Source organism: Streptomyces antnestii, from assembly GCF_004005495.1.
GTDB classification, from domain to species: Bacteria; Actinomycetota; Actinomycetes; order Streptomycetales; family Streptomycetaceae; genus Streptomyces; species Streptomyces antnestii.
The window spans coordinates 279,438-300,633 of record NZ_RZYA01000002.1; the positions used below are offsets into that span (position 1 = coordinate 279,438).

Genomic DNA, 21,196 nt, shown 5'->3' on the forward strand with positions numbered 1-21,196 from the left:
CGACCAGGGGATCCGGGTGATCCGGCGGACGCTAACCTGTACCGGTCAGTTCGACAGGAGGCACGAGTGAGCAACGGACGGATCGTCGCCGCCCTCGACGGGGCCAGCGTGCGCAGGTTCACCACCGGTCAGGTCATCCTCGACGACATCAGCTGGACGGTGCGGTCCGGCGAACACTGGGCGCTGCTCGGTGCCAACGGCGCCGGCAAGACCAGTGTCCTGCGGCTCATCGGCGCCCTGATGCACCCCACCACCGGCACCGTCGAGGTGCTCGGCCAACGGCTCGGCAGCGTCGACGTACGCGAACTGCGGGCCCACATCGGCCTCGTGTCGAGCGCGCAGCGCGTGCCACAGGACCTCACCGGGCACACCGTCGTCCTCACCGGGCACACCGGCACCGTGCAGCCGCTGTGGCGCTCCTACGACGCCGACGTGCGCGAGCGGGCGCACACACTGCTCGCCGAACTCGACATCAAGGAACTCGCCGACCGGCCGTACGGCGTCTGCTCCGGCGGCCAGCGGGCCCGCCTCCTCATCGCCCGCGCCCTGATGGCGGACCCGTCCCTGCTCCTGCTCGACGAGCCCTTCAACGCGCTCGACCTGCCCTCGCGCGAGGACCTCATCGACACGATGCAGCAACTCGCCGAAGCCCGCCAGGAGTTGGCGACCATCACGGTCACGCACCACCTGGAGGAGCTGTCGCCGGCGATCAGCCACGCGCTGCTCCTGCGCGACGGCCGCGTCCTCGCGACGGGCCTGGCCGACGACGTGCTCACGGCCCCCTCGATGACGGCCTGCTTCGGCCGCCCCATCGAGGTCTCCCGCCACGGCGGCCGCTGGCTCGCCCGCTCAGGAGTGGCGAACCAAGGGACACGCCGCCGATGACGTAATTGGTGCTCCGGCCCCGCCGCTGGGACACCCTGTGGTCGTTCGACCGCGGGGTGCCCGGGGCACCCGTCGCGGCACACGCAAGGAGGCGGGACGCGTCGTGAGGGATTCCGGAATCGACTACGAGCAGGTGTTCCGGGCGCTGCCCGGGTCGGTCGCCCTGCTCAGACCCGACCTCGTGTACGTGGACGCGAACGAGGCGTTCTGCCGGATGTCGGGGCGCACCCGCGAACAGCTTGTCGGCCGCTACCTGTTCGACGTCTTCCCTGACAACCCGAACGACGCCTCCGCGACCGGCATGCGCAACCTGGAACTGTCGCTGCGCAGGGTCGTGGCCACCGGGGAACGCGACACGATGGCGCTCCAGCGGTACGACGTCGAGTATCCGGACCGGCCCGGGGAGTGGGACGAGCGGTACTGGAGCCCGGTCAACGTGCCGGTGCTCGGCCCGGACGGCAGCGTGGTGCTCCTCGTGCACCGGGTCGAGGAGGTCACCGAGCTGATCCGCGCCAAGGGCGGCCGCGAGGGCGATCACGCCAAGGTCCTCGAGGCCGAGCTGTACACCCGCGCCCGGGAACTCCAGGAGGTCAACGAGCGGCTGCGCCAGGCCCACGCCCGCGAACGCGAGGTCGCCCTGTCCCTCCAGGCCGCCATGCTGCCGGTCCCCGGCCCGGTCGGCAGGAGCAGGGTGGCCGTCCGCTACCGGCCTGCCGTCGGCGCCCTGAACGTGTGCGGCGACTGGTACGACCTGGCCGAACTGCCGGGCGGCCGGCTCGCGGTGGCCGTCGGCGACGTCGTCGGCCACGGACTGCACGCGGCCGGCGTCATGGGCCAGCTCCGCAGCGCGCTGAGCGCCGCGGTACGGGTGGCGGACGGCCCGGCGGCCGCCCTCGACGCACTCGGTCTCTACGCCCGCTCGGTCGAGGGCGCCGAATCCACCACCGCCGTGCAGGTGGTCGTCGACTACGACAGCCACACCCTCACCTACAGCAGCGCCGGCCACCTCCCGCCCGCGCTGCTGCACACCGACGGCTCCGTGGAGTTCCTCGACCAGGCGACCGACCCGCCGCTCGGCGCGCGTCCGGAACACATCCCCAGACCCGAGGCGGGGACCACCTTCGAAGAAGGCGGCGCCCTCGTCCTCTACACCGACGGCCTGGTCGAGCGGCGCCGCGAGGACATCGACACGGGTCTGCGACGCCTCGCCGACTGCCTCACCCGCCACGGGTCGGCGGACGCGGAACGTCTCGCCGACACCGTGCTGGCCGAACTCCTCCCGCGCGCCGGCAATTCCGACGACACGGCGGTCGTGATCGTCCGCTTCTGACCGAAGTGCCTCAGCCGCGCACCGAGTTACGGTGCTGGAGAGTACGGGCGAGGCGCGGGCCCAGCCACTGCTTGAGCCTGCGGAGCGACTGCAGCTGGTCGGCGGCCCGGTCGAGCCGGTAGTAGAGCTGGGGCGGGACGTGGGGGAGGAGCGGGGAGTGCCGCTGGCCGAGCAGCGCGAACATGTGGGCCGGCGGGAGATGGATGTAGCGGGGGAGGTTCTCGTACCACTGGGCGCTGTGGCGGGCCGCGCTCTGCACGGAGAGCAGCTCGCTCCTGCGGGTGCGCTCGTAACGGGTGAGGGCCGGCCGGAGCGTGTCCGCGTCCGCGTCGGCGACGGCGCTCGCCAGCGTCATCGCGTCCTGCATCGCGAGCGTCGTGCCCGCGCCGATCGAGTAGTGCGTGGTGTGCGCGGCGTCACCGAGGAGGACCAGGTTGCCGTGTGACCAGGTCTCGTTGGTGAGCGTGCGGAAGGTCTGCCAGGGGGCGGGCCCGCCGAGGTCGCTGCGGCCGATGAGCCGGTGGCCGTCGAGGAGCGACGCGAAGATTCCTTCGAGCCGGCGCAGGGCCTCGGCCTGGGGCAGCCGGTCGAGTTCGAGGCCCTGCCAGGTGTCCCGGGAGCACTCGACGACGCAGGTGCTGTGCTCGTCGCTGTACCCGTAGGCGTAGCACCAGATCCAGCCGTGCGCGGTCTCGGCGAACGCGAAGGTGAAGGAGGTGAACACCTTGGTCGTGCCCAGCCAGAGATAGGGGTTGCGGCCCTGGGTGGAGCGGGTGCCGAAGTGGTCGCGGTGGCGGTCGCGCAGCCGGCTGTTGGCGCCGTCGCCGGCCACGACCAGGTCGGCGTCAGGCAGTTGCTCGAGGTCAGCGATCTCGCTGCCGTACTCGATGCCGACGCCCAGGGACTCGGCCCGCCGGGCGAGGATGCCGAGGAGCCGGTGCCGGCCGACAGCGAAGCCCTCGTCGCCCTCGTGCGTCGTCGTGCGCTCCCCGACATGGGCGACCCCGTCACGCCAGCGCAGTGACGCCTCGCTGATCGCGGCCGCCGAGTCGGGGTCGTGGCCGCGCAGCCGTTCCAGCATGTCCGGCCAGTACGTGACACCCCAGCCGTAGGTGGAGCCGGCCGGGTTCCGCTCGTGGACGGTGACGTCGTGCGAACGGTTTTGGAGCTTCAGCAGGATCGAGAAGTACAGGGCGGCGGGTCCTCCGCCGACACAGACAACCTTCACGCACACTCCCTGGGTCTCGTCGCGGCCCGGCCTCGGTGGCCTGGGCCATTCGTGCAACGACGGTAGGGGGAACTGGTTTCGCAAACGCGCACAACACCCTCTGAAATCACACGAAGTGCCCAGAGCCCGCACCGGCTTTTCATCCCCGTTCACGCGCTACGGCATCGACAGGACCGTCTTCGCCGGGGCCGTCCGGTTCTCCAGGGCCTCGTGCACCTTGCCGGCGTTCTCCAGCGGCTCGACCGCCGGCAAGGGCTCGTCCAGAATGCCGCGGGCCACCAAGGAGATGACCGCCGTGAGGGCCTTGGTGCAGGTGGCGGGGCGCAGATGGGCGACGCCGCCGATGCTCAGACCCGACACCGTGCGCGTCGCCAGCCAGGTCTCGTCGCCGGAGAAGGGGCGGTCGTCGCGGCCGGCGTTGCCGAGGACGACATGGCGCCCGAAGGGGGCGAGGTGCTCGAACGCGGTCGCGCGCAGCGGCCCGCCCACCGGGTCGATGACGACGTCCACCGAACCGTCCGGCGTGATCCGGTCCAGCTCGTCGGCGAGCGCGTCCGCGACCACCACGTCCGTGCACGCGGCGGGCGCCCGGTCCGGATCGCGGCCGACGACGCCGATGACCTGCCGGGCCGGGAAGAGCGCCGCCATCCGCGCCGTGGTCCCGCCCAGGCCGCCCGTCACGCCGAGGACCAGGACCCGGTCCCGGGAGTCGATCCGCGCGACATCGTGCAGGGCCACCCACGCCGTGACGCCGTTGACGACGGCGGCGGTCACCCGGCGCAGATCCACGCCGTCCGGCACCGGCGCGGCCATCGTGTGGTGGGCGACGGCGACCTGCGCGTAGCCCCCGGCGCGCTGTCCGCGCCCGAAGTCGTTGAGCAGCGCGGCGACGCTCTGGCCGACCACGAATCCCTCGACGTCGCGGCCCACGGCGCGCACCCGGCCCGTGACCTCGATGCCGGGCACCATCGGCGTCCACAGCGGGAACGCCCCGGAGCGCAGCAGCGTGTCGACGAAGCCGACGCCCGCGTAGGTGACGTCGATGCCGATCTCGCCGGGACCGGGCTCCGGAACCGGCCGGCGTGACACGGCGAGCGTCGAGGCGGGCCCGAACTCGTCGACCCCGGCGGCGAACATGGTCTCGTCATTCATCAGCGGATCTCCAGCCGGGCCGTCGGTGTCACCTGCGTGGGTCGCCTGCCTGTGTCGCTCAGAGGAGTCGCACAGAGGCGTGTCATGTACGTACGTCGTCGGGGGATCCGGCAGTCCGCCCCGGCAGCGCCCGTATCCCCACGGGACGACCTTGCCACCGTGACGGCCGGACGGGTGGGACCACACGCACGCGGGCTCACCCGGCCACGTACCTTCTCCCTGTGCAACTCCTCGAGATATCCGATCTGGTCGTGGACCACGACCCCGGCACGCGTGAGCGCCTGCCCGTCCGGCGCGGTGACGTCGTCGCGCGGCTGACCGCCGCGGGGGACCGGAGCGGTGCCCGTATCGCCGCGGGCCTCGCGTGCGACGACGCGGGGCACCTCGATCCGCTCGCCGTGGACCGCCGTCTCGTCGCCGTCCACACCGAGTTGCAGCGACTCAGCGAGGAACTGCGCCTGGGCGACCGCATCGCGGAACTGCTGGGCCCGCTGCTCGCGGTGATCCGCGCCGCGGGGAGTGCCGACGGCCCGCTGCGGGTGGTCGACGTCGGCTGCGGACTCGGCTATCTCGTGCGGTGGCTGGCCGCGTCCGGCGTCCTGGGACCGGACGTCGACCTGGTCGGTGTGGACTTCAACGCCGCCCTCGTCCGCGAGGCCGAGCGGCTCGCCCGCGCGGAAGGCCTGCCGTGCCGCTTCGTACGGGGTGACGCGTTCGCCCTGGACGAGCCCGCCACCGTGTACGTGTCGACAGGCGTACTCCACCACTTCCGGGGATCCGACCTCGACGCGTTCTTCGCCGCCCAGGCCACCCGGGGCACCGCCGCCTTCTGCCACTTCGACATCGCCGCCACCGGCCTCGCCCCCATCGGCGCGTGGGTCTTCCACCGGGCCCGGATGCGGGACCCGCTGGGCCGTCACGACGGCGTGATGTCCGCGCGCCGGGCCCACGACGACGACACCCTGCTGACCGCCGCCGCGCACGCCGACGGCCTGGTCCCGCTCATGTACGAGCCGCGCGGCCGCAGCAACCCGTTCTGCACCACACTCCGGCCCGTCATCGGCGTACGCCCGGAGCTCCTGTCGCCGCTGCGGGCCGCCCTCGGCCCCGGGCCGTCGGGACGGCTCGTCGGCCGGGCGGACGCCGAAGCGGCGGTGCGCCGGGAGGCCTCGGCGGGCGGGGGCGCCGGGTGAACGCCTTCCTTCTCGCCGCCCTGGCACTCGTCGACGCGGCGTTCGCCGGGTTCCGCGCGTACACCGGGCGGGACGGCCGCATCCGCAAGACGAGACGCGCGCTGCTCGCGGCCCGCCGGGGTCTCGCGGTCGGGGTTCCCGGCCTGCTGCTCAGCACGGCGGTGGCCGTGTCACTGCTCTTCGGTGCCGCGGACCGGGTCGCGCGCTACGCCGAACTCGACGCCGCCGCCCACCGCATGCTCCTGTGCTACGCGCCCTACGCGGCGGTCGTCGTGCTCAGCCTCGCCTGCTATCTGTGGGGTCCGTTCCGGGCCGGCACCCTCGCCGTGGTGGTCGGCCTGGGACCGCTGACCCTGCTGCGCCCGCTGGTCGTGCTCGCGGGGGCGCTCGCGGCCGCCTGGGGTTCGCTCCCCGCGGCCCCGGTGTCAGCCGTCGCGGCGGTGGGGGTGCTTCTGGTCGAGCCGGCCGTCCACCGCCGCTGGTACGCGGAGCCGGTGTGAGCGGCTCCACGCACACGTGCCGTCCCCACTGCGACACCTGGCCGGGGGGCCGGTCCGCTCCTGCGGCTCGCGTGGCGGGAGGCACTACCCGGGGCGGCCCGTACGAGCGGGAGTTCGCACTGATCGCCCGTCCCGATCACACCGTGGTGGGTGTCGTCAGCAACACCCCCCTTCCGGTGTCCAGGCCCAGCGACGGCGACCCCCGTGCGCGGAAGGATCGACCTTGCCGGTGAACGAGCCGGCCGACGAGGAATCCACCCACACGGACACACGACCCGGGGGACACCATGAACGAGATCCTGGCCCGGCGCCTGGCGGGCGTCACCGGCATCGCCGCCGCAGCCGCACTCATCCTCGAAGTGCCCCTGTACTTCGTCTACTCCGGCCCGCCGCCGGACGCGAACGTGCTGAGCAGGCTCCTGATCGGCATCGTCGCGCTCGGCCTCCTGGTCATGTTCGTGACGGCGTTCCGCGAACTGGTCAGGCGCGTGAGCCCCGCGTACGAGTGGGCCGCCTCGCTGGCCTTCTCCGCGGGCCTGGTCTACGCGACCGTCACCCTGGTCTCCAGCGGACTCGAGGCCGGCGCGGTCATCGCCGCCGACCACCCGATCGACCCGACGATCGCGGTCAGCGGCACGTACATCCTCTACGGATCGATCTCCCGGCTCATGCTGGGCTTCTTCCTGACGGCGGTGGGCTTCGTCATCTCGCGGACGCGGCTGCTGCCCCGGTGGACCGGCCGCTCCGCGTACGTCCTGGCGGCCGTCAACCTCCTCTTCGTGCCGTCCCTGTTCTTCGGCAACGCCCCCGCGCACTTCTACGCCGCGAACGGCTGGGGTACGACCGCGCTGATGGGCGCGATCCTCAGCTACTGGCTGCTGGCCGTCGGGATCTCCACGTACCGCAGCTCCCGCCGCGTCGCCCTGGAGCACTGACGCTGACGCGGCACGGGCAGAGGTGACAGGAGTGGGGCCCGCCACGCGCACGTGGCGGGCCCCACCGTCATGCCGTCCGGGCCCGGTCAGGGGGCGTCGTCGAGAGCCTTCAGGCCGGAGGCGGCCTGCCCGGAGCGGAGGGGCAGGAACGCCTGCTGGTCGCCGACCGTGCGCTGGCCCTGCTTGCTGAGGATGAAGCGGGTGAGTTCCTCCATGACCGGGTCGAGACGCTCACCCGGCCGCTTGTTGACGTTCAGGTACGTGAGGCGGCTCAGCGGATAGTTGGCCGAGGCGACGTTCTCGTACGTGGGCGCGTAGGCCGGACCGCCGGCTTCCTGGCTGAGGGAGAGCACCTTGACCGGCCGGTCGACGTAGGCCATTCCGGTGTAGCCGATGGCGTACGGGTCCTGCTCGACGTCCTTGGCGATGTTGAAGACAGTCTTCTCCCAGCGCACGTCCGGGTCGGCCGGGGTGGAGCCGCTCGCCGCGCCGGGGCGCCACTCGCCGCGCTTGCCGCCGCTGCCCAGGACCCGCTGCCGTACGAACTCCTCGAACCCGTTCCACGGCTGGATGCCGACGATGTGGACCGGCTTGTCGGCCCACTCGCCCGTGGCGCCGAGGTCACCCCACGTCCTGACGGCGGCGCCGCCACGGTTGCGGGTCGTGGACAGGGCGGCGTCGAGCTGCGCGAAGGAGAGCTTGTCGATCGGGTTGTCCTTGTTCACGACGAACCCGACGGAGTCCAGGAAACCGAAGTGCCGGTAACTGCCGCCCGAGATGGGGATGCTCAGCGGGTCGTAGCCGAAGGCGTCGTGGAACCCCTGGACGTCGGTGGGTTTGAGCTCGCGGGAGACGAAGACGCAGTCGAGGTTGCCCTTGATCAGCTCCAGGGCGCCGAGACTGCCCGCGTACGGCGGGTTCACCGCGATGTGGACCTTGGGGTACTCCTTCTCGAACTCCTTGATCCACCGATGGGAGAGGTCGGCCAGCACATCGGAGGCACCGCACTCGTAGTTCCCCTGCAGGGAGTTCTTGGGCTTGGCGCGGTAGTCCGCGAGTTTGGCGTCGAGCGTGGGCTGCAGCAGCTCGGGGGTGGGCAGCGGGCGGCCGTTCGCCTTGTTGTACGCGTCCTGCTGGTCGGTCTGCGGGGTCACCGGCTTCTGCGGGGCGACGGCCCAGTGGGTCAGATGCTCGGCGGTGTCGTCGGAACTGGCCATGCTGGTGAGAGTGCCAGCCGTTGCGAGCGTCGCCACGGCGACGGCCAGTGTGGTCGCTGCGCGAACCGTGCGTCTCATCAATGGTCTCCCGGGGGATCCGTCCGGACGGCACACGACGCCGACAGCCCGAGCGGGGGGCCGCCGCACCGTCGTGTGCCGTGATGACGACCGGAACGCTAGGTCCGGCGCGCGCGGCGGGGCCACGACGGTGCGGGAAAATCCCCTAGATCGTCTTTCTGCTCGTTATGCGCACCCGCGCCGTGCCGGCCCCCGGCCCGACGAACGCCGTCGTCACCAGGGGAGCGGGCCCTCGACATCGACGTACGTGCCGGTCGGGCCGTCCGGGCCCAGCTGTGCCATCCGCACGATGATCTCGGCGCCTTCCTCGACCGTCTGTGTGCCGGTGTGAGCGTTGAGGTCCGTCGCCGTGTAGCCGGGCTCCACCGCGTTGATCCGCATGCCGGGGAACGCCTTCGCGTACTGCACGGTGAGCATGTTGACCGCCGCCTTCGACGCCGGATAGGCGACCCCGGGGTACGCGTGGGCCGGTGTGCCCGCGGCGGTGACCCTGGTCAGCGAGGCCAGACCGCTGCTCACGTTGACCACGACCGGCGCCTGCGAGCGTCGCAGCAGGGGCAGGAACGCGTGGGTGACGCGCACGACGCCGAAGACGTTGGTCTCGAACGTCGACCGCATCTCGTCGGCGGTCACCTCCGCGGCGCCGATCACCCCGCCCTCCGGTGTCCGGCCCTCGATGCCGGCGTTGTTGATCAGCACGTCGAGACCGCCGTCGGCCTCGACGGACTTCGCCGCGGCGGTGACGGACGCGTCGTCCGTGACGTCGAGCAGTACCCAGCGTGCGCCGATCCGCTCGGCGGCGAGACGCCCGCGCCCGGCGTCCCGGCTGCCCACGTAGACGGTGTGGCCGGCCTCGACGAGCCGCCGGGCGGTCTCGAAGCCGAGACCCTTGTTCGCTCCGGTGATGAGTGTTGTCGTCATGCCTCCACCTTCGCGCGGGGGAGCGCAACGGGCCAGGAGGACGCGCTTCCTGGGACTGGCGGTACCGGTCCGGAGGCGGGCGGGTCGTAGATGTCTCGACCTCAGGTTTAGGGTGAGAGTTCGGTTATTGGCGGGCTTCAGCCGGCCACCGCGCGCACCGGCACCGACGACCAGCCCCGCAGGGTGTTGTGGACGAACGGCACGTCAGGCCCGGCCGGCTCCAGGCGCTCGATCCGGCGGACCAGCGCGCCGAGCAGGACCTCCATCTCCAGACGCGAGACCGGCTGCCCCACGCACTGGTGGATCCCCATCCCGAACGCCAGATGACCGCTCGCCGCCCGGGTGACCCGGAAAGCGTCGGCGTCCGGGCCCCACTGGCGCGGGTCACGGTTGGCCGCGCCGACGAACAGCAGCACCTTCGCCCCGGCCGGCACCGGGACCCCGCCCGGACAGGCGTCGCGCGCGGCCGTCCGGTAGAAGGACTGGAACGGCGACTCGTGGCGGAACGACTCGTCGACGGCGAACCGGATGTTCGCCGGATCCTCGCGCAGCAGGGCCCACTGCTCAGGAGTGTTGGCCAGGGCGCGCAGCACGTTGCCGATGGCGATCACCGTGGTGTCCAGACCGGCCGAGAGCATCGCCCGCACCAGGAGCGTCGCCTGTTCCTCGCTCACACGACCCGCCTCGGCGTGTTCCCAGATACGCGCCCCGAGCCCGTCGCCGGACAGGGACTCGCGGGCGCAGTTGCGCATCACCCATTCATGCGTGCCCTGTCCGGCGGCGAAGTGGGCGCGGTGGAGTGCGTTGTCCGGGCCGAACGCGCTGAAGTTCATCGCTCCGTGCGCCAGCAGGTTCTCGTGCCGCCCTTCGCGGGGGATGCCGACGGCGTCGCCGAAGACCCGCAGGGGAAAGACCTCGGCGACGTCGGTGACGGCGTCGAACCGGCCCCGGGCGACGACCCGGTCGGCCAGTTCCTCGGCGAACGCCTCGAACGCGGTGCGCAGGGACCGTACCGAGCGGGGTGAGATGACGTTCGCCATCGCGTCGCGCATCACGGTGTGGGCCGGCTGGTCGGTCTCCAGGATGCCCTGTGTGCGCCAGGCCTTCTCGCGACGCAGGTCGACCGGGCCGACGCCGGCGCCGGAGATGAACGTCGGGTGGTCGGCCAGGATCTCCCGGCAGACGTCGAAGCGCGTGAACGCGTGGACGTCGTACCGCGGCAGCCACACCGCAGGACCGGCCTCCCGCATCCGCGCGAACAGGGGATGCGGGTCGGCCAGGTGCTCGGGAGCGTAGGGGTCTTCGTCGAAGACGGGGATCTGCGGGGCGTGCGTCGTCATGGCCTGTCCTCTCGACGGGCCGGCGCCGGGGCGGGGCGCCGGGATCCGCACGGTAGAGACGGCGGCACCGGGCGTGATACCGCTGTTCTCACTCAGTGAGAACAGCGCTGGCCAGCCACTGCGGCACGGACGGAACCTTTGCGTACTTCGGCGGCCGGCGCGGACAGGGAGGGAAGCCATGGGGGAGACCTCGTCGTTCGAACGCGGCCTCGCCGTGCTCCGGGACCTCGCGGTCACCGGCGAGACCACCGTCGCGGCGACCGCCGCACGCGTCGGCCTGCCGGTGAGCACCACCTACCGCTACTTCCGGATCCTGCGGGAGCAGGGCTACACGGAAGAGGACGACGGTGTGTACCGGGCCGGGCCCGCCCTGGCCGGGCTATGGGGCACCAGCTCGGTGCAGGCCCACCTCATCGAGACCGGGACGGCCGTGCTGCGCCGGGTCGTCGAGCGGGTCGGGGAGACGGCCGTACTGATCATCCGGGTGGGCACGCAGGCGCTGTGCCTGCGGCGCGTCGAGCCGGACAAGGCCCTCAAGTACACCTTCGCGATCAACGAGTTGCTGCCGCTGTACGCCGGCGCGGGCCAACGCGTCCTGCTGGCCTGGGCGCCCGCGGCCGTCGTCCGGCAGGTGCTCGACGGGCCCCTCACCCGGTACACCGACGCCACACCGAACCGCGCCCAGCTCGACACGGTCCTGCCGACCGTCCGCCGCAACGGGTGGGCCGTCTCCCGCGGCGAACTGCATCCCGGCTCGCTGTCCGTGGCCGTGCCGGTCTTCCACCACGGCGAGGCCGTCTGCTCCCTCGACGTGGCGGGCCCGGCCACGCGCTGCGACACCCGGGACTGGATCGGCTCCGCCCACGAGACGCTCCTTGCGTCGGCCGCCGAACTGGGCGACTCGCTGCACACCTGGGCGCCGACGGCCCCGCCCGGCCATCTCGGACACTCACCCACCCATCCACCGACCGACGACCGGACGAGGTAACCCATGACCGCTGAACTCCCGTCCCCCGCGCCCGCAGTGCGCGACGGAGCCGCAGACGCCGACGAGCCCGTCGTGCTCGACGGCGGCCGCGTCACCCTGAGCGACCTGGTCGGCGTGGCCCGGCACGGCCGCCCGGTCCGCGTCACCGACGAAGCCCTCAAGCGCATCCTGCCGTCGGCCGAGTGGCTCGGCGGTGTCCTCGACGCCATGGAACGGGGCGAACCGGTCGAGCCCGTCTACAGCGTCAACACCGGCTTCGGATCGCTCGCGGGGCGCGAGGCGTTCACCGACCCGCGCGACGCCGCCGAACTGTCACGGCGTCTGGTGATCTCGAACGCCTCCGGCGTCGGGACGAACGTGGACGCCGAGGTCGTCCGCGCCACCATGCTCATCCGGCTCGTCAGCCTCCTCCAGGGCCACTCGGCCGTCGGCACGGCCGTCGTCGAGACCCTCGTCGAGATGCTCAACCGCCGTGTCCTGCCCGCCGTCCCGGAGTACGGCTCCCTGGGCGCGTCCGGCGACCTGATCCCTCTCGCCCACATCGCCCTCGTGCTGTGCCGCCCGGCCGACGACGAGGACGACGAGCGGGACTCCGGTGAGGCGATCCTCGACGGGCGCGTGGTGAGCGGCAAGGAGGCGATGGCCGCCGCCGGCATCCCGCGCATCCCGCTCGGGGCCAAGGACGGCCTCGCCCTGCTGAACGGCACCTCGTTCTCCTGCGCCCAGACCGCGCTCGCCGTGCACGACGCCGCCAACCTCCTTGAGCACGCGCACATCACCGCCGCCATGTCGACCGAGGCACTCAACGGGTTCGGGGACGCCTTCATCGACGACCTCCACCGGGCGCGGGGCCAGGCCGGGCAGATCGCGGTCGCCGCCCGCATGCGTGAACTGCTCGCCGGCAGCGCCTTCGTCGACGGCGACCGGGACCACGACCCCGGCCGGCAGCCCCCGCAGGACGCGTACTCGCTGCGCTGCGTGCCGCAGGTCCACGGTGCCGTCCACGACACCCTCGCCTTCGTCACCGGCATCGTCGAGAACGAGATCAACGCCGCCACCGACAACCCCCTGATCTTCCCCGGGCTCCCCGCGGGCCGCCGCCTCAAGGCCGTCTCCGGCGGCAACTTCCACGCCGAGTACGTCGCCTTCGCCGCCGACTTCGTGTCGATCGTGGTGACCGAGATCGGCAGCATCTCCGAACGCCGACTCTTCCGGCTCGACGACGGCACCCTCAACCGGGGCCTGCCCGACATGCTCGTCGCCAGCCAGAAGACCGGCCTGGACTGCGGCTACATGCTCCCGCAGTACCTCGCCGCCGCCCTCGTCTCCGACTGCAAGACCCTCGCGCACCCCGACAGCGTGGACTCCATCCCGACCAGCGCCAACCAGGAGGACCACGTGAGCATGGCCAACAACGCCGGCCGCCATGCCCGTACCGTCGTCCGCAACATCGAGAACGTCATCGGCATCGAACTGCTCATGGCGGCCCAGGCGTTGGACCTGCGGCTCGCGGCGGCCGGCGCGGAGCCGTCCGCCCTCAGCCCCGCCACCCGCACCGCCTGGGAGACGGTGCGCGCGGCCAGGTCGTCCGACGGCCGGCCCGTCGACCGCACCGACCAGGACGTCGTGCTCTACCCGCGGGTGCGGCGGGCCGTCGAGCTGGTGCATGACGGCGACGTGCTGACGGCCGTCAACGCCCGGCTGGCGCGCGGCGGTGCGGCATGACGGGGGACTTCATCGACGTGCGCGTGACCGAGGTTCGCACCGAGGCCGACCGGGTCGTCTCCCTGCGCCTCGCGCGGGGCGACCAGGGGGACCTGCCGTCCTGGGAGCCCGGCGCGCACATCGAGGTCGCCACGGACGACGGCACGATCAGGCACTACTCCCTGTGCTCCGACCCCGCCGACACCCGGTCATGGCGGATCGCCGTGCTGCGCGAGAAGAACGGCAGGGGCGGCTCGGAGCGGCTGCACACGATCGCCCGCCCGGGGCTGCGCCTGGCGGTGCGGGGCCCGCGCCACACCTTCCCCTACCGGCCCGGCCGCGAGCGGATCCTCTTCGTGGCGGGCGGCATCGGCATCACCCCCATCCTGCCGATGCTGGCGGCGGCCGAGCGCGCCGGCGCCGACTGGCGGCTCCTCTATCTCGGCGCCGCCGAGTCGTCGATGGCGTTCGTACCCGAACTCCGGCCGTACGGCGACCGGGTGGACGTCCTGCCGGCCGCGCGTACCGGGCCGGTGGACCTCGAAGCCCTCGTCGCCCGGCACACCGCCGGCGGGCCCGCCCACCTCGTCGCCTGCGGTCCGCCGCGCCTCCTCGACGCCCTGGAGGAACTGGCTGCGGCGCGGTCGGAACTGACGCTCAGCAGCGAGCGCTTCAGCCCGCAGGCGCCCGCGGCCGCCACGGCGGCAGGGGAGGACAAGGGCTTCGACGTCGAGACCCGTGACGGCCGCGTCGTCACGGTCGCGCCGGACGAGTCCATCCTCGACGCCCTCGACCGCGCCGGGGTACGCACCCTGAGCAGCTGCCGCCAGGGAACGTGCGGGACCTGCGAGACCCCGGTCCTGGCAGGCGTCCCCGAACACCGCGACGACCTGCTCACCGAACAGGAACACGCCGAGAACCGCACGATGCTGCTGTGCGTGTCCCGGAGCGCCGGGCCACGCCTCACGCTCGACGTGTGAGGTATCTGAGGTGTGAGTGTGAGGTGTGACGCGAGGGCGGGGCGGGCTCCGCGAACGGGTGCGGGACGTGCGTGCGGGAGACGTAGACAGGGTCGCCTCCATGAGGTGGCGCCCCTCGGATATGTGTCCCGGCAAAGATCCCCCGACCGTGGCGTGGCCGGGAGCGGACGCGGTCGTTGGGCAGCGCATGAACGACCCGCGCAAAAGCGTTCCTGCGCCCCGACCGCGCCACGCGGCACCCCTGCTCACCGCCGGGCCCGCCTCGTCGACGCCCATCTACGACGCGCTGGTGCACCAATGGCGCGCCCAGCACCGGGAGGTCCCGCGCCCGCCCGCATCACGCCAGGGCTGGGTGCGCGTCGACCCGCAGGACCTCTTCCACCGTGGCTGAGGGGGACGGCGACGCGTCGGGCGGCGCGGTACGACGAGCATGACGGGCGTCCACGGAGGGCGGAACCGTCGAACGCCGGGCCGGATGGGCGTAGAGTCCCGGGCGTCGTGTCGCGCAGCTTCACTTCGACGGGGAGGCATCTCCATGCAGTACCGCCGCATCGGCAGTGTCACGGTCAGTGCCATCGGGCTCGGCGGGATGCCGCTGTCCATCGAGGGACGGCCGGACGAGGCGCGCGCGATCGCGACCGTCCACGCCGCCCTCGACGCGGGCATCACCTTCATCGACACGGCCATGTCGTACTGCCTGGACTCCTCCGAGACCGGGCACAACGAATCGCTGATCGCGCGGGCGCTCGCGGCCTACGGCGGTGACACCTCCGGCGTGCTCGTCGGCACGAAGGGCGGCGCCGCCCGTGGAGCCACGGGGGAGTGGTCCTTCCACGGCGACCCCGCGACCCTGCGGGAGGCGTGCGAGGGCTCGCTCAAGCGCCTCGGCGTCGACTCCATCGGGCTGTACCAACTCCACGTTCCCGACCCGGACGTGCCGTACGCCGAGTCCGTCGGCGCGCTCGGCGAGCTCCACGACGCGGGCAAGATCCGTGCCGTAGGCATCTCGAACGTGAGCTCCGGCCAACTCCGCGAAGCCCACGGGATCCTCGGCGAGCGGCTGGTGTCCGTCCAGAACAACTTCTCGCCGGCGGTCCGCGAGAGCGAGCCGCAGCTGAGGCTGTGCGAGGAGCTAGGGATCGCGTTCCTGCCGTACAGCCCGCTGGGCGGCATCTCCCGTGCGGGCGGACTGGGTTCGGCGCACGCCGCCTTCGCGCGCATCGCGGAGTCGCGCGGTGTCAGCCCCCAACAGGTGTGTCTGGCGTGGGAGTTGGCAAAGTCTCCGGTGGTCGTGCCGATCCCCGGATCGTCAAGGCCCGCCACGATCACCGCCTCGGCCGCGGCGGCCGACCTGGAACTCACCGCCGCCGAGCTCGCCGAGCTCGACGCCGGCCAGGGCGTGTCCTAGGGCTTCTCGGCGGATCGGATTCCCGCCCGCTCGACCGGTGAACGCCGGAACCCTCTCCCGTCGCGCACCGTGTCCGTCCGTCCGCGAGGCGTGGTTCCCCTCGGGGCGTGAGTCTGTGAAACTCGAACAGTCACGCTCGCCGTGGCAGCCCCCGCCGTCCCATCCCCGTGACGGCGGGGTGCTACGTCCCCGTGCCAAGAGGGGACATGTCGCCTGCTTTCGAGGAGGTGGCGCCGCCTGAATCCCTGTACGACCGGCCGTCCCCGATCGAGGTGTTGCCGGGAGCGGCGTGCGTGACCGGGGAGATGGTGAAAGTACGATCGACGAATGTCTGACACGACCGAGACCACGCCCGGCTGGCTCACCTCCGACGATCTCGAACTGGCACGCGCCCGCATGCCGATCCTGTACGTCGAAGCCGTCCCGGTGCGGGTCGACAACAATGGTGAAGTCACCCACATCGGACTGCTGTTGCGCATCGGGCGGGACGGGACGGTCAGCCGCTCCCTGGTCTCCGGCCGGGTGCTGCACCACGAGCGCGTCCGTGACGCCCTGCTGCGCCATCTGGAGAAGGACCTCGGCCCGGTGGCGCTGCCGCGCGTCCCGGCGTCCCTGCAGCCCTTCACCGTCGCCGAGTACTTCCCCACGCTCGGCGTCACCCCGTTCCACGACCCCCGCCAGCACGCCGTGTCCCTCGCGTACATCGTTCCGGTGAGCGGCGACTGCCGGCCCCGGCAGGACGCGCTCGACCTGGTCTGGTTCACCCCGGAGGAGGCTTCGTCGCAGGCGGTCCAGAACGAGATGCCGGGCGGGCACGGCGTCCTCCTCAAGCAGGCGCTCGCACACGTCGGCGCCCTCTCCTGACCGAGGCCCGGCGCACGCCGGTGGGTCGGCACCCGTCTCATGAGGTCGCCCGTGGTCCGGACCGTCGCGAAGACATGAGACGGGTTGCCGCCCGGGCCCTGCACTGATCGTCGTGGACCCCGAAACCCAAGTCAATCCTCCGGATTTCTAACGAAACCCAAGCGATGACTTGGGGGTTGGGCCGGGAACGGGGAATGCCGGGAACAGGGGACAGGGGGAATAGGGGATGGGCCGCGAGCCTTGGGACCGTACATGACCGACACTTCGTTCAACCCGCGCACGCTGCTCGCACACAGCCGACTCGGTGTCCTCGCCACGATCAAGTCGGACGGTCTGCCCCAGCTCTCCCCTGTCATGCCCTTCTACGACGAGAAGGCCGGAGTCCTCTATGTCTCGATGACCGAGGGGCGCGCCAAGACGGCGAACCTTCGCCGGGACCCGCGCGCCGCACTGGAGGTCACCAGCGCCGACGGCCGGTCGTGGGCCACGGCCGAGGGTCCGGTGACCCTCGTCGGCCCGGGAACCGATCCGAACGGCCCCGAGGCCGACGCGCTCGTGGACTACTACCGCGCCGCCGCCGGTGAGCACCCCGACTGGGACGAGTACCGGTCGGTGATGGTGGCCGACCGCAGGGTACTCATGACGATGACCGTGGACCACGTGTACGGTTCCGCGATCGGCTGACCGCCCCCCGGGTGCGGGCGTCCGGACGAGCGGGGCTCTCCTTGCCGGGGCACGCGATCACCTTGTCACTCGTTGTGAGCGAAAGCGGGGCGCTACGGGCGAAATCGCCATGGACAGGTAAAGCTTCTCGGTACAGGCCCCGGTCTGAGGGCCGGGGCCCGCAGGGGCCATCGCCCCTGATTACGCAGAGTGCTACAAAGGGGATATGACGGAGTCTCTCGGGCGGCGTGCCGTCCGGCAGGGGAGGGCCCTCCGCAGGGAGCCACGGTTGTCCTGGGGACAGAGCCTCCGCGCCCTCGTCAATGTGCACAGCGTCGCGGGCCAGGTGTTCCTGGTCCAGCTGGCGCTGACCCTGGCGCTCGTCGTCGCGGCCGGCACGGCGCTCGTGCTCCAGACCAGGGACGCCACCATGACGGAAGCCAGACAGCGTTCCGTCGCCACCGCCGACACGTTCGCGCACGCCCCCGGGACGCTGGCCGCCATGAAGTCGGCCCACCCCACCGCGCTCCTCCAGCCCAGCGCCGAGGCGACCCGCAAGGCGACCGGTGTCGACTACGTCGTCGCGTTCAACCCGGCGGGTATCCGCTGGACCCACCCCGATCCGAAACTGATCGGCAAACACGTCGTCGGCACGTACTACACCGCTCTCGCCGGACACACGCACACGAGCGTCTTCAACACGAGCGTCGGCCTGGCCGTGAACACGGCAGCCCCCGTCATCGACAGAAACGGCACCGTCGTCGGCATCGTGAGCGTCGGGATAACCGTCCACAACGTGAACGCCGGGGTGGCGGGCAAGCTGCCCCTGCTCCTCGGGTCCGCCGCCGGCGCGCTCCTCGTCGTGACGGCCGGATCGGTCCTCGCGAGCAGGAGGGTGCGGCGCCAGACCCACGGGATGGACCCCGCGGAACTGTCGCGAATGTACGAGCACCACGACGCGGTCCTGCACGCCGTGAAGGAAGGCGTGATCATCACCAGCGAGGACGGCCGGCTGCTGCTCGCCAACGACGAGGCGAAACGGCTCCTCGCCCTGCCCCCGGAGGTGGAGGGGCGCGCGGTGACCGACCTCGGGCTCGACCCGCACATGGCCGAACTCCTCGTCTCCGAGCGCTTCGTGACCGACGAGGTGCACCGCGCCGGCGACCGCCTGCTCGCCGTGAACGTGCGGCCGACCGCCCCGTACGGCGGGCCCGCCGGGAACGCGGTGACGCTGCGTGACTCCACCGAGCTGCGCGCCCTCGCGGGCCGGGCGCAAGCGACCAGAGAACGCCTGGAACTCCTCTACGACGCGGGCGTACGGATCGGCACCACCCTGGACGTCGTGCGCACCGCCGAGGAGCTGGCCGACGTCGCCGTGCCCCGCTTCGCGGACGTCGTGACCGTCGAACTCCTCGAAGGCGTCCTGCGGGGCGGCGAGCCGACCGAGGGCATCACGGAACTGCGCCGTACCGCCGTCACCGGCGTGGAGCAGAAGGACGCGTTCTATCCGGTGGGCGAACTGATCAGGTTCGCCCCCAGCACACCGATGGCCCAGTCCATGAACAGCGGCCGCGCGGTCCTGGAACAGGACCTGAGCGCGGCGCACGCCTGGCGCACCCAGGATCCGGAGCGGGCCCGGCGCGTCCTCGACCACGGCATCCGCTCCCTGGTCAGTGTGCCGTTGCGGGCACGGGGTGTCGTGCTGGGCCTCGCCGACTTCTGGCGGATGGAGAGCACCGGGCCGTTCGAGCCGGACGACCTGTCCGCCGCCGAAGAGCTCGCGGCCCGCGCCGCCGTGGCGATCGACAACGCCCGCCGCTTCACCCGCGAACACACCATGGCGGTCACCCTGCAGCAGAGCCTGCTGCCCGGAGCGTTCCCCGCGCAGTCCGCCCTCGAGGTCGCCCACCGCTACCTGCCGGCCGAGGCAGGCGTCGGCGGTGACTGGTTCGACCTGATCCCGATGCCCGGCGCCCGTGTCGCGCTGGTCGTCGGCGACGTCGTGGGGCACGGGGTGCACGCGGCGGCCACCATGGGTCAACTGCGCACCGCCATCCACAACTTCTCGTCCCTCGACCTCGCCCCCGACGAACTCCTGAGCCATCTCGACGAACAGGTCGCCCGCATCGACGCTGACGCGCGGGAGGGCGAGAGCACGGGCATCGTCGGGGCGACCTGCCTGTACGCGATCTACGACGCGGTCACCGGACGCGCGACGCTGGCCTCGTCGGGCCACCCGGGACCGGCCGTCGTCCTGCCCGACGGCACCGTCACCTTCCCCGACGTACCCGTGTCCCCGCCCCTCGGCCTCGGCGACAGCATGCCGATGGAGACCGTCGAACTGGTCCTGCCCGAAGGCTCCCAACTCGTCCTCTACACGGACGGCTTGATCGAGGACCGCCACCGCGACTTCGACACCGGCATCGAGCTGCTGCGCGACGCCCTGTCCAGGGCGGCGGACCGGACCCCCGAGCAGACCTGCACGGACGTGCTCGCCGCGGTGATGCCCGACCGGCCCGGTGACGACGTCGCCCTGATGGTGGCCCGCACCCGGCTCCTGGACCCCGGCCGGGTCGCCGAGTGGGACGTGCCCGACGACCCCGCGGCCGTCGGCCCCGTACGTTCCGTGTGCCTGCGCACGCTGGAGGCGTGGGGTCTCGACGAGCTCGCGTTCACCGCCGAGCTGGTCCTCAGCGAGCTGATCACCAACGCGATCCGCTACGGCACTCAGCCCATCCGCGTGCGCCTGCTGTACGACCTCAACCTGATCTGCGAGGTCGCCGACGGCAGCAGCACGTCCCCCCACCTGCGCCAGGCGGCCACCACCGACGAGGGCGGACGAGGCCTCTTCCTCGTCGCCCACTACGCGGAACGCTGGGGCACGCGGTACTCGCCGCGCGGGAAGGTCATCTGGGCCGAACTGTCTCCGCACCCCGCAGAGCAGCCGATGCCGGACCTGGGCGAGGACTTCCTGGACCAGTGGGCCGAACCGGAGATCTGAAGCGGGCGGCGAGTCCGTCGGCCTAGGGCGTGTCCGGCGGCGCGGCGGGCTCGTCCCGGGTCACGACCACGATCTGTACGTCGTCCTCGTAGATTACGCGGCCCGGGTCGGCGGAGCGGACAAGGCGGCACTCCACTCCGTGCGCGGCGAGGATCTCCAGATATCCGCCGACGCGGTCCAGCAGGTGCGTCGCCGTCGGCTTGAACCAGGCCGTCGCGGTGGGGTTGACCTCGGGGTCGTAGACGGACGGGTCCACCGAGCCGGGGTCCGGGTACGCGGCGTCGTACCAGGCGTTGTTCGCGCGCCGGAAACGCTCCTGCTCCTCGCTGAGCTTCCCGGCCCGCCCCAGACGGTTGACCAGCCCGAATATGCCGGTGAAGTGTCCGCGCTCGTTCGGTGCCGTGGCCTGGAAACGCAGGTACTCGGTGGATTGGCTGCCCTGAGTCGTCATCGGGTGATCTTCGCATGCCCCTGCCGAGCGGGTTCGGTACGCCGGCGGGCCGTTCCTGCCCCCGCCGCCGCACGGCCGTATCCGGCATCAACAAGGCGCAAAGACTGCCGGGTCACGGCAATGCGCGGCGCTCTCCGTGAGGGCGACCATGTGCGCGGCAGGAACGGGGGCACGGTCCCGGCACCGGGCCGCTCACGCGGAACCCGGTGCCGGGACGGAGCCCCGGCGAGTCGCAAGGGGGTTGGGGGATGGGGGAGTTCCTCGATGCCGCCGTGAGTTCTCCGGTGGCAGCAAGGGGCGGGGCCTGCGCAGGGGCCGGGGCCGACGTGTTCACGGGGCCGCCGTAAGCCACGGGGCC

19 protein-coding genes are annotated in these 21,196 nt (G+C 72.0%); 13 read left to right on the top strand and 6 right to left on the bottom strand.

Annotated elements, in window-relative coordinates; translation table 11 throughout:
• Positions 1-66 precede the first annotated feature (66 nt).
• Entirely contained in the window at positions 67-885 is an 819-nt protein-coding gene (locus tag EOT10_RS06020) for an ABC transporter ATP-binding protein (RefSeq protein WP_127826995.1), read from the top strand.
• A gap of 103 nt (positions 886-988) precedes the next feature.
• Positions 989-2,215, top strand: a complete 1,227-nt coding sequence (locus EOT10_RS06025) for a PP2C family protein-serine/threonine phosphatase (RefSeq protein WP_127826996.1) — start codon at positions 989-991, stop codon at positions 2,213-2,215.
• A 10-nt stretch (positions 2,216-2,225) separates the two neighbouring features.
• Here EOT10_RS06025 and EOT10_RS06030 read toward each other — a convergent pair whose 3' ends face one another.
• Positions 2,226-3,443: an FAD-dependent monooxygenase gene (locus EOT10_RS06030; RefSeq protein ID WP_189491247.1), complete on the bottom strand. Its 1,218-nt coding sequence runs from the start codon at positions 3,441-3,443 to the stop codon at positions 2,226-2,228.
• A 156-nt stretch (positions 3,444-3,599) separates the two neighbouring features.
• Positions 3,600-4,595 carry a quinone oxidoreductase family protein gene (locus EOT10_RS06035; RefSeq protein WP_127826998.1) on the bottom strand — a complete coding sequence of 332 codons (996 nt, stop codon included), beginning with the start codon at positions 4,593-4,595 and terminating at the stop codon, positions 3,600-3,602.
• Positions 4,596-4,816: 221 nt separating this feature from the next.
• Here EOT10_RS06035 and EOT10_RS06040 point away from each other — a divergent pair, with 221 nt between their 5' ends.
• The 3 genes from EOT10_RS06040 to EOT10_RS06050 all read left to right on the top strand — a co-directional run bounded on the left by EOT10_RS06040 (position 4,817) and on the right by EOT10_RS06050 (position 7,223).
• Positions 4,817-5,788 (top strand): class I SAM-dependent methyltransferase, encoded by a 972-nt coding sequence (locus EOT10_RS06040; RefSeq protein ID WP_127826999.1) that lies wholly within the window; start codon positions 4,817-4,819, stop codon positions 5,786-5,788.
• A complete protein-coding gene (locus EOT10_RS06045) occupies positions 5,785-6,288 on the top strand; it encodes a hypothetical protein (protein WP_127827000.1) in 504 nt (167 codons plus the stop codon). The genes EOT10_RS06040 and EOT10_RS06045 overlap by 4 nt, the downstream gene beginning before the upstream one ends.
• A 287-nt stretch (positions 6,289-6,575) precedes the next feature.
• Positions 6,576-7,223, top strand: a complete 648-nt coding sequence (locus EOT10_RS06050; RefSeq protein ID WP_127827001.1) for a hypothetical protein — start codon at positions 6,576-6,578, stop codon at positions 7,221-7,223.
• An 86-nt stretch (positions 7,224-7,309) separates the two neighbouring features.
• Here the strand turns inward: EOT10_RS06050 and EOT10_RS06055 are convergent, their stop codons facing one another.
• From EOT10_RS06055 to EOT10_RS06065, 3 genes are all read right to left on the bottom strand, one after another.
• Positions 7,310-8,440, bottom strand: coding sequence for a PstS family phosphate ABC transporter substrate-binding protein (locus tag EOT10_RS06055; RefSeq protein ID WP_223280830.1), 1,131 nt, complete (start codon positions 8,438-8,440; stop codon positions 7,310-7,312).
• A gap of 291 nt (positions 8,441-8,731) precedes the next feature.
• A complete protein-coding gene (locus EOT10_RS06060; protein ID WP_127827003.1) occupies positions 8,732-9,439 on the bottom strand; it encodes an SDR family oxidoreductase in 708 nt (235 codons plus the stop codon).
• A gap of 137 nt (positions 9,440-9,576) precedes the next feature.
• Positions 9,577-10,779: a cytochrome P450 gene (locus tag EOT10_RS06065; protein ID WP_127827004.1), complete on the bottom strand. Its 1,203-nt coding sequence runs from the start codon at positions 10,777-10,779 to the stop codon at positions 9,577-9,579.
• A gap of 178 nt (positions 10,780-10,957) precedes the next feature.
• Between EOT10_RS06065 and EOT10_RS06070 the strand changes: the two genes are divergently transcribed.
• The 8 genes from EOT10_RS06070 to EOT10_RS06105 all read left to right on the top strand — a co-directional run bounded on the left by EOT10_RS06070 (position 10,958) and on the right by EOT10_RS06105 (position 20,387).
• Positions 10,958-11,767 (top strand): IclR family transcriptional regulator, encoded by an 810-nt coding sequence (locus tag EOT10_RS06070; RefSeq protein ID WP_127827005.1) that lies wholly within the window; start codon positions 10,958-10,960, stop codon positions 11,765-11,767.
• 3 nt (positions 11,768-11,770) lie between these two features.
• Entirely contained in the window at positions 11,771-13,492 is a 1,722-nt protein-coding gene (locus EOT10_RS06075; protein WP_127827006.1) for an HAL/PAL/TAL family ammonia-lyase, read from the top strand.
• Positions 13,489-14,451 (top strand): PDR/VanB family oxidoreductase, encoded by a 963-nt coding sequence (locus EOT10_RS06080; protein ID WP_127827007.1) that lies wholly within the window; start codon positions 13,489-13,491, stop codon positions 14,449-14,451. Before EOT10_RS06075 ends, EOT10_RS06080 begins: the two co-directional genes overlap by 4 nt.
• Before the next feature lie 148 nt (positions 14,452-14,599).
• Positions 14,600-14,842, top strand: coding sequence for a hypothetical protein (locus EOT10_RS06085; RefSeq protein WP_127827008.1), 243 nt, complete (start codon positions 14,600-14,602; stop codon positions 14,840-14,842).
• 144 nt (positions 14,843-14,986) lie between these two features.
• Positions 14,987-15,859, top strand: a complete 873-nt coding sequence (locus EOT10_RS06090) for an aldo/keto reductase (protein ID WP_127827009.1) — start codon at positions 14,987-14,989, stop codon at positions 15,857-15,859.
• Positions 15,860-16,186: 327 nt separating this feature from the next.
• Positions 16,187-16,723: an NUDIX hydrolase family protein gene (locus EOT10_RS06095; RefSeq protein ID WP_127827010.1), complete on the top strand. Its 537-nt coding sequence runs from the start codon at positions 16,187-16,189 to the stop codon at positions 16,721-16,723.
• A 252-nt stretch (positions 16,724-16,975) separates the two neighbouring features.
• Positions 16,976-17,407, top strand: a complete 432-nt coding sequence (locus EOT10_RS06100) for a PPOX class F420-dependent oxidoreductase (protein ID WP_127827011.1) — start codon at positions 16,976-16,978, stop codon at positions 17,405-17,407.
• A gap of 205 nt (positions 17,408-17,612) precedes the next feature.
• Positions 17,613-20,387 (top strand): SpoIIE family protein phosphatase, encoded by a 2,775-nt coding sequence (locus EOT10_RS06105; RefSeq protein ID WP_127827012.1) that lies wholly within the window; start codon positions 17,613-17,615, stop codon positions 20,385-20,387.
• A 22-nt stretch (positions 20,388-20,409) separates the two neighbouring features.
• On the opposite strand, the gene EOT10_RS06110 is transcribed toward EOT10_RS06105, so the two are convergent.
• Entirely contained in the window at positions 20,410-20,838 is a 429-nt protein-coding gene (locus tag EOT10_RS06110; RefSeq protein ID WP_127827013.1) for a hypothetical protein, read from the bottom strand.
• Positions 20,839-21,196 lie beyond the last annotated feature (358 nt).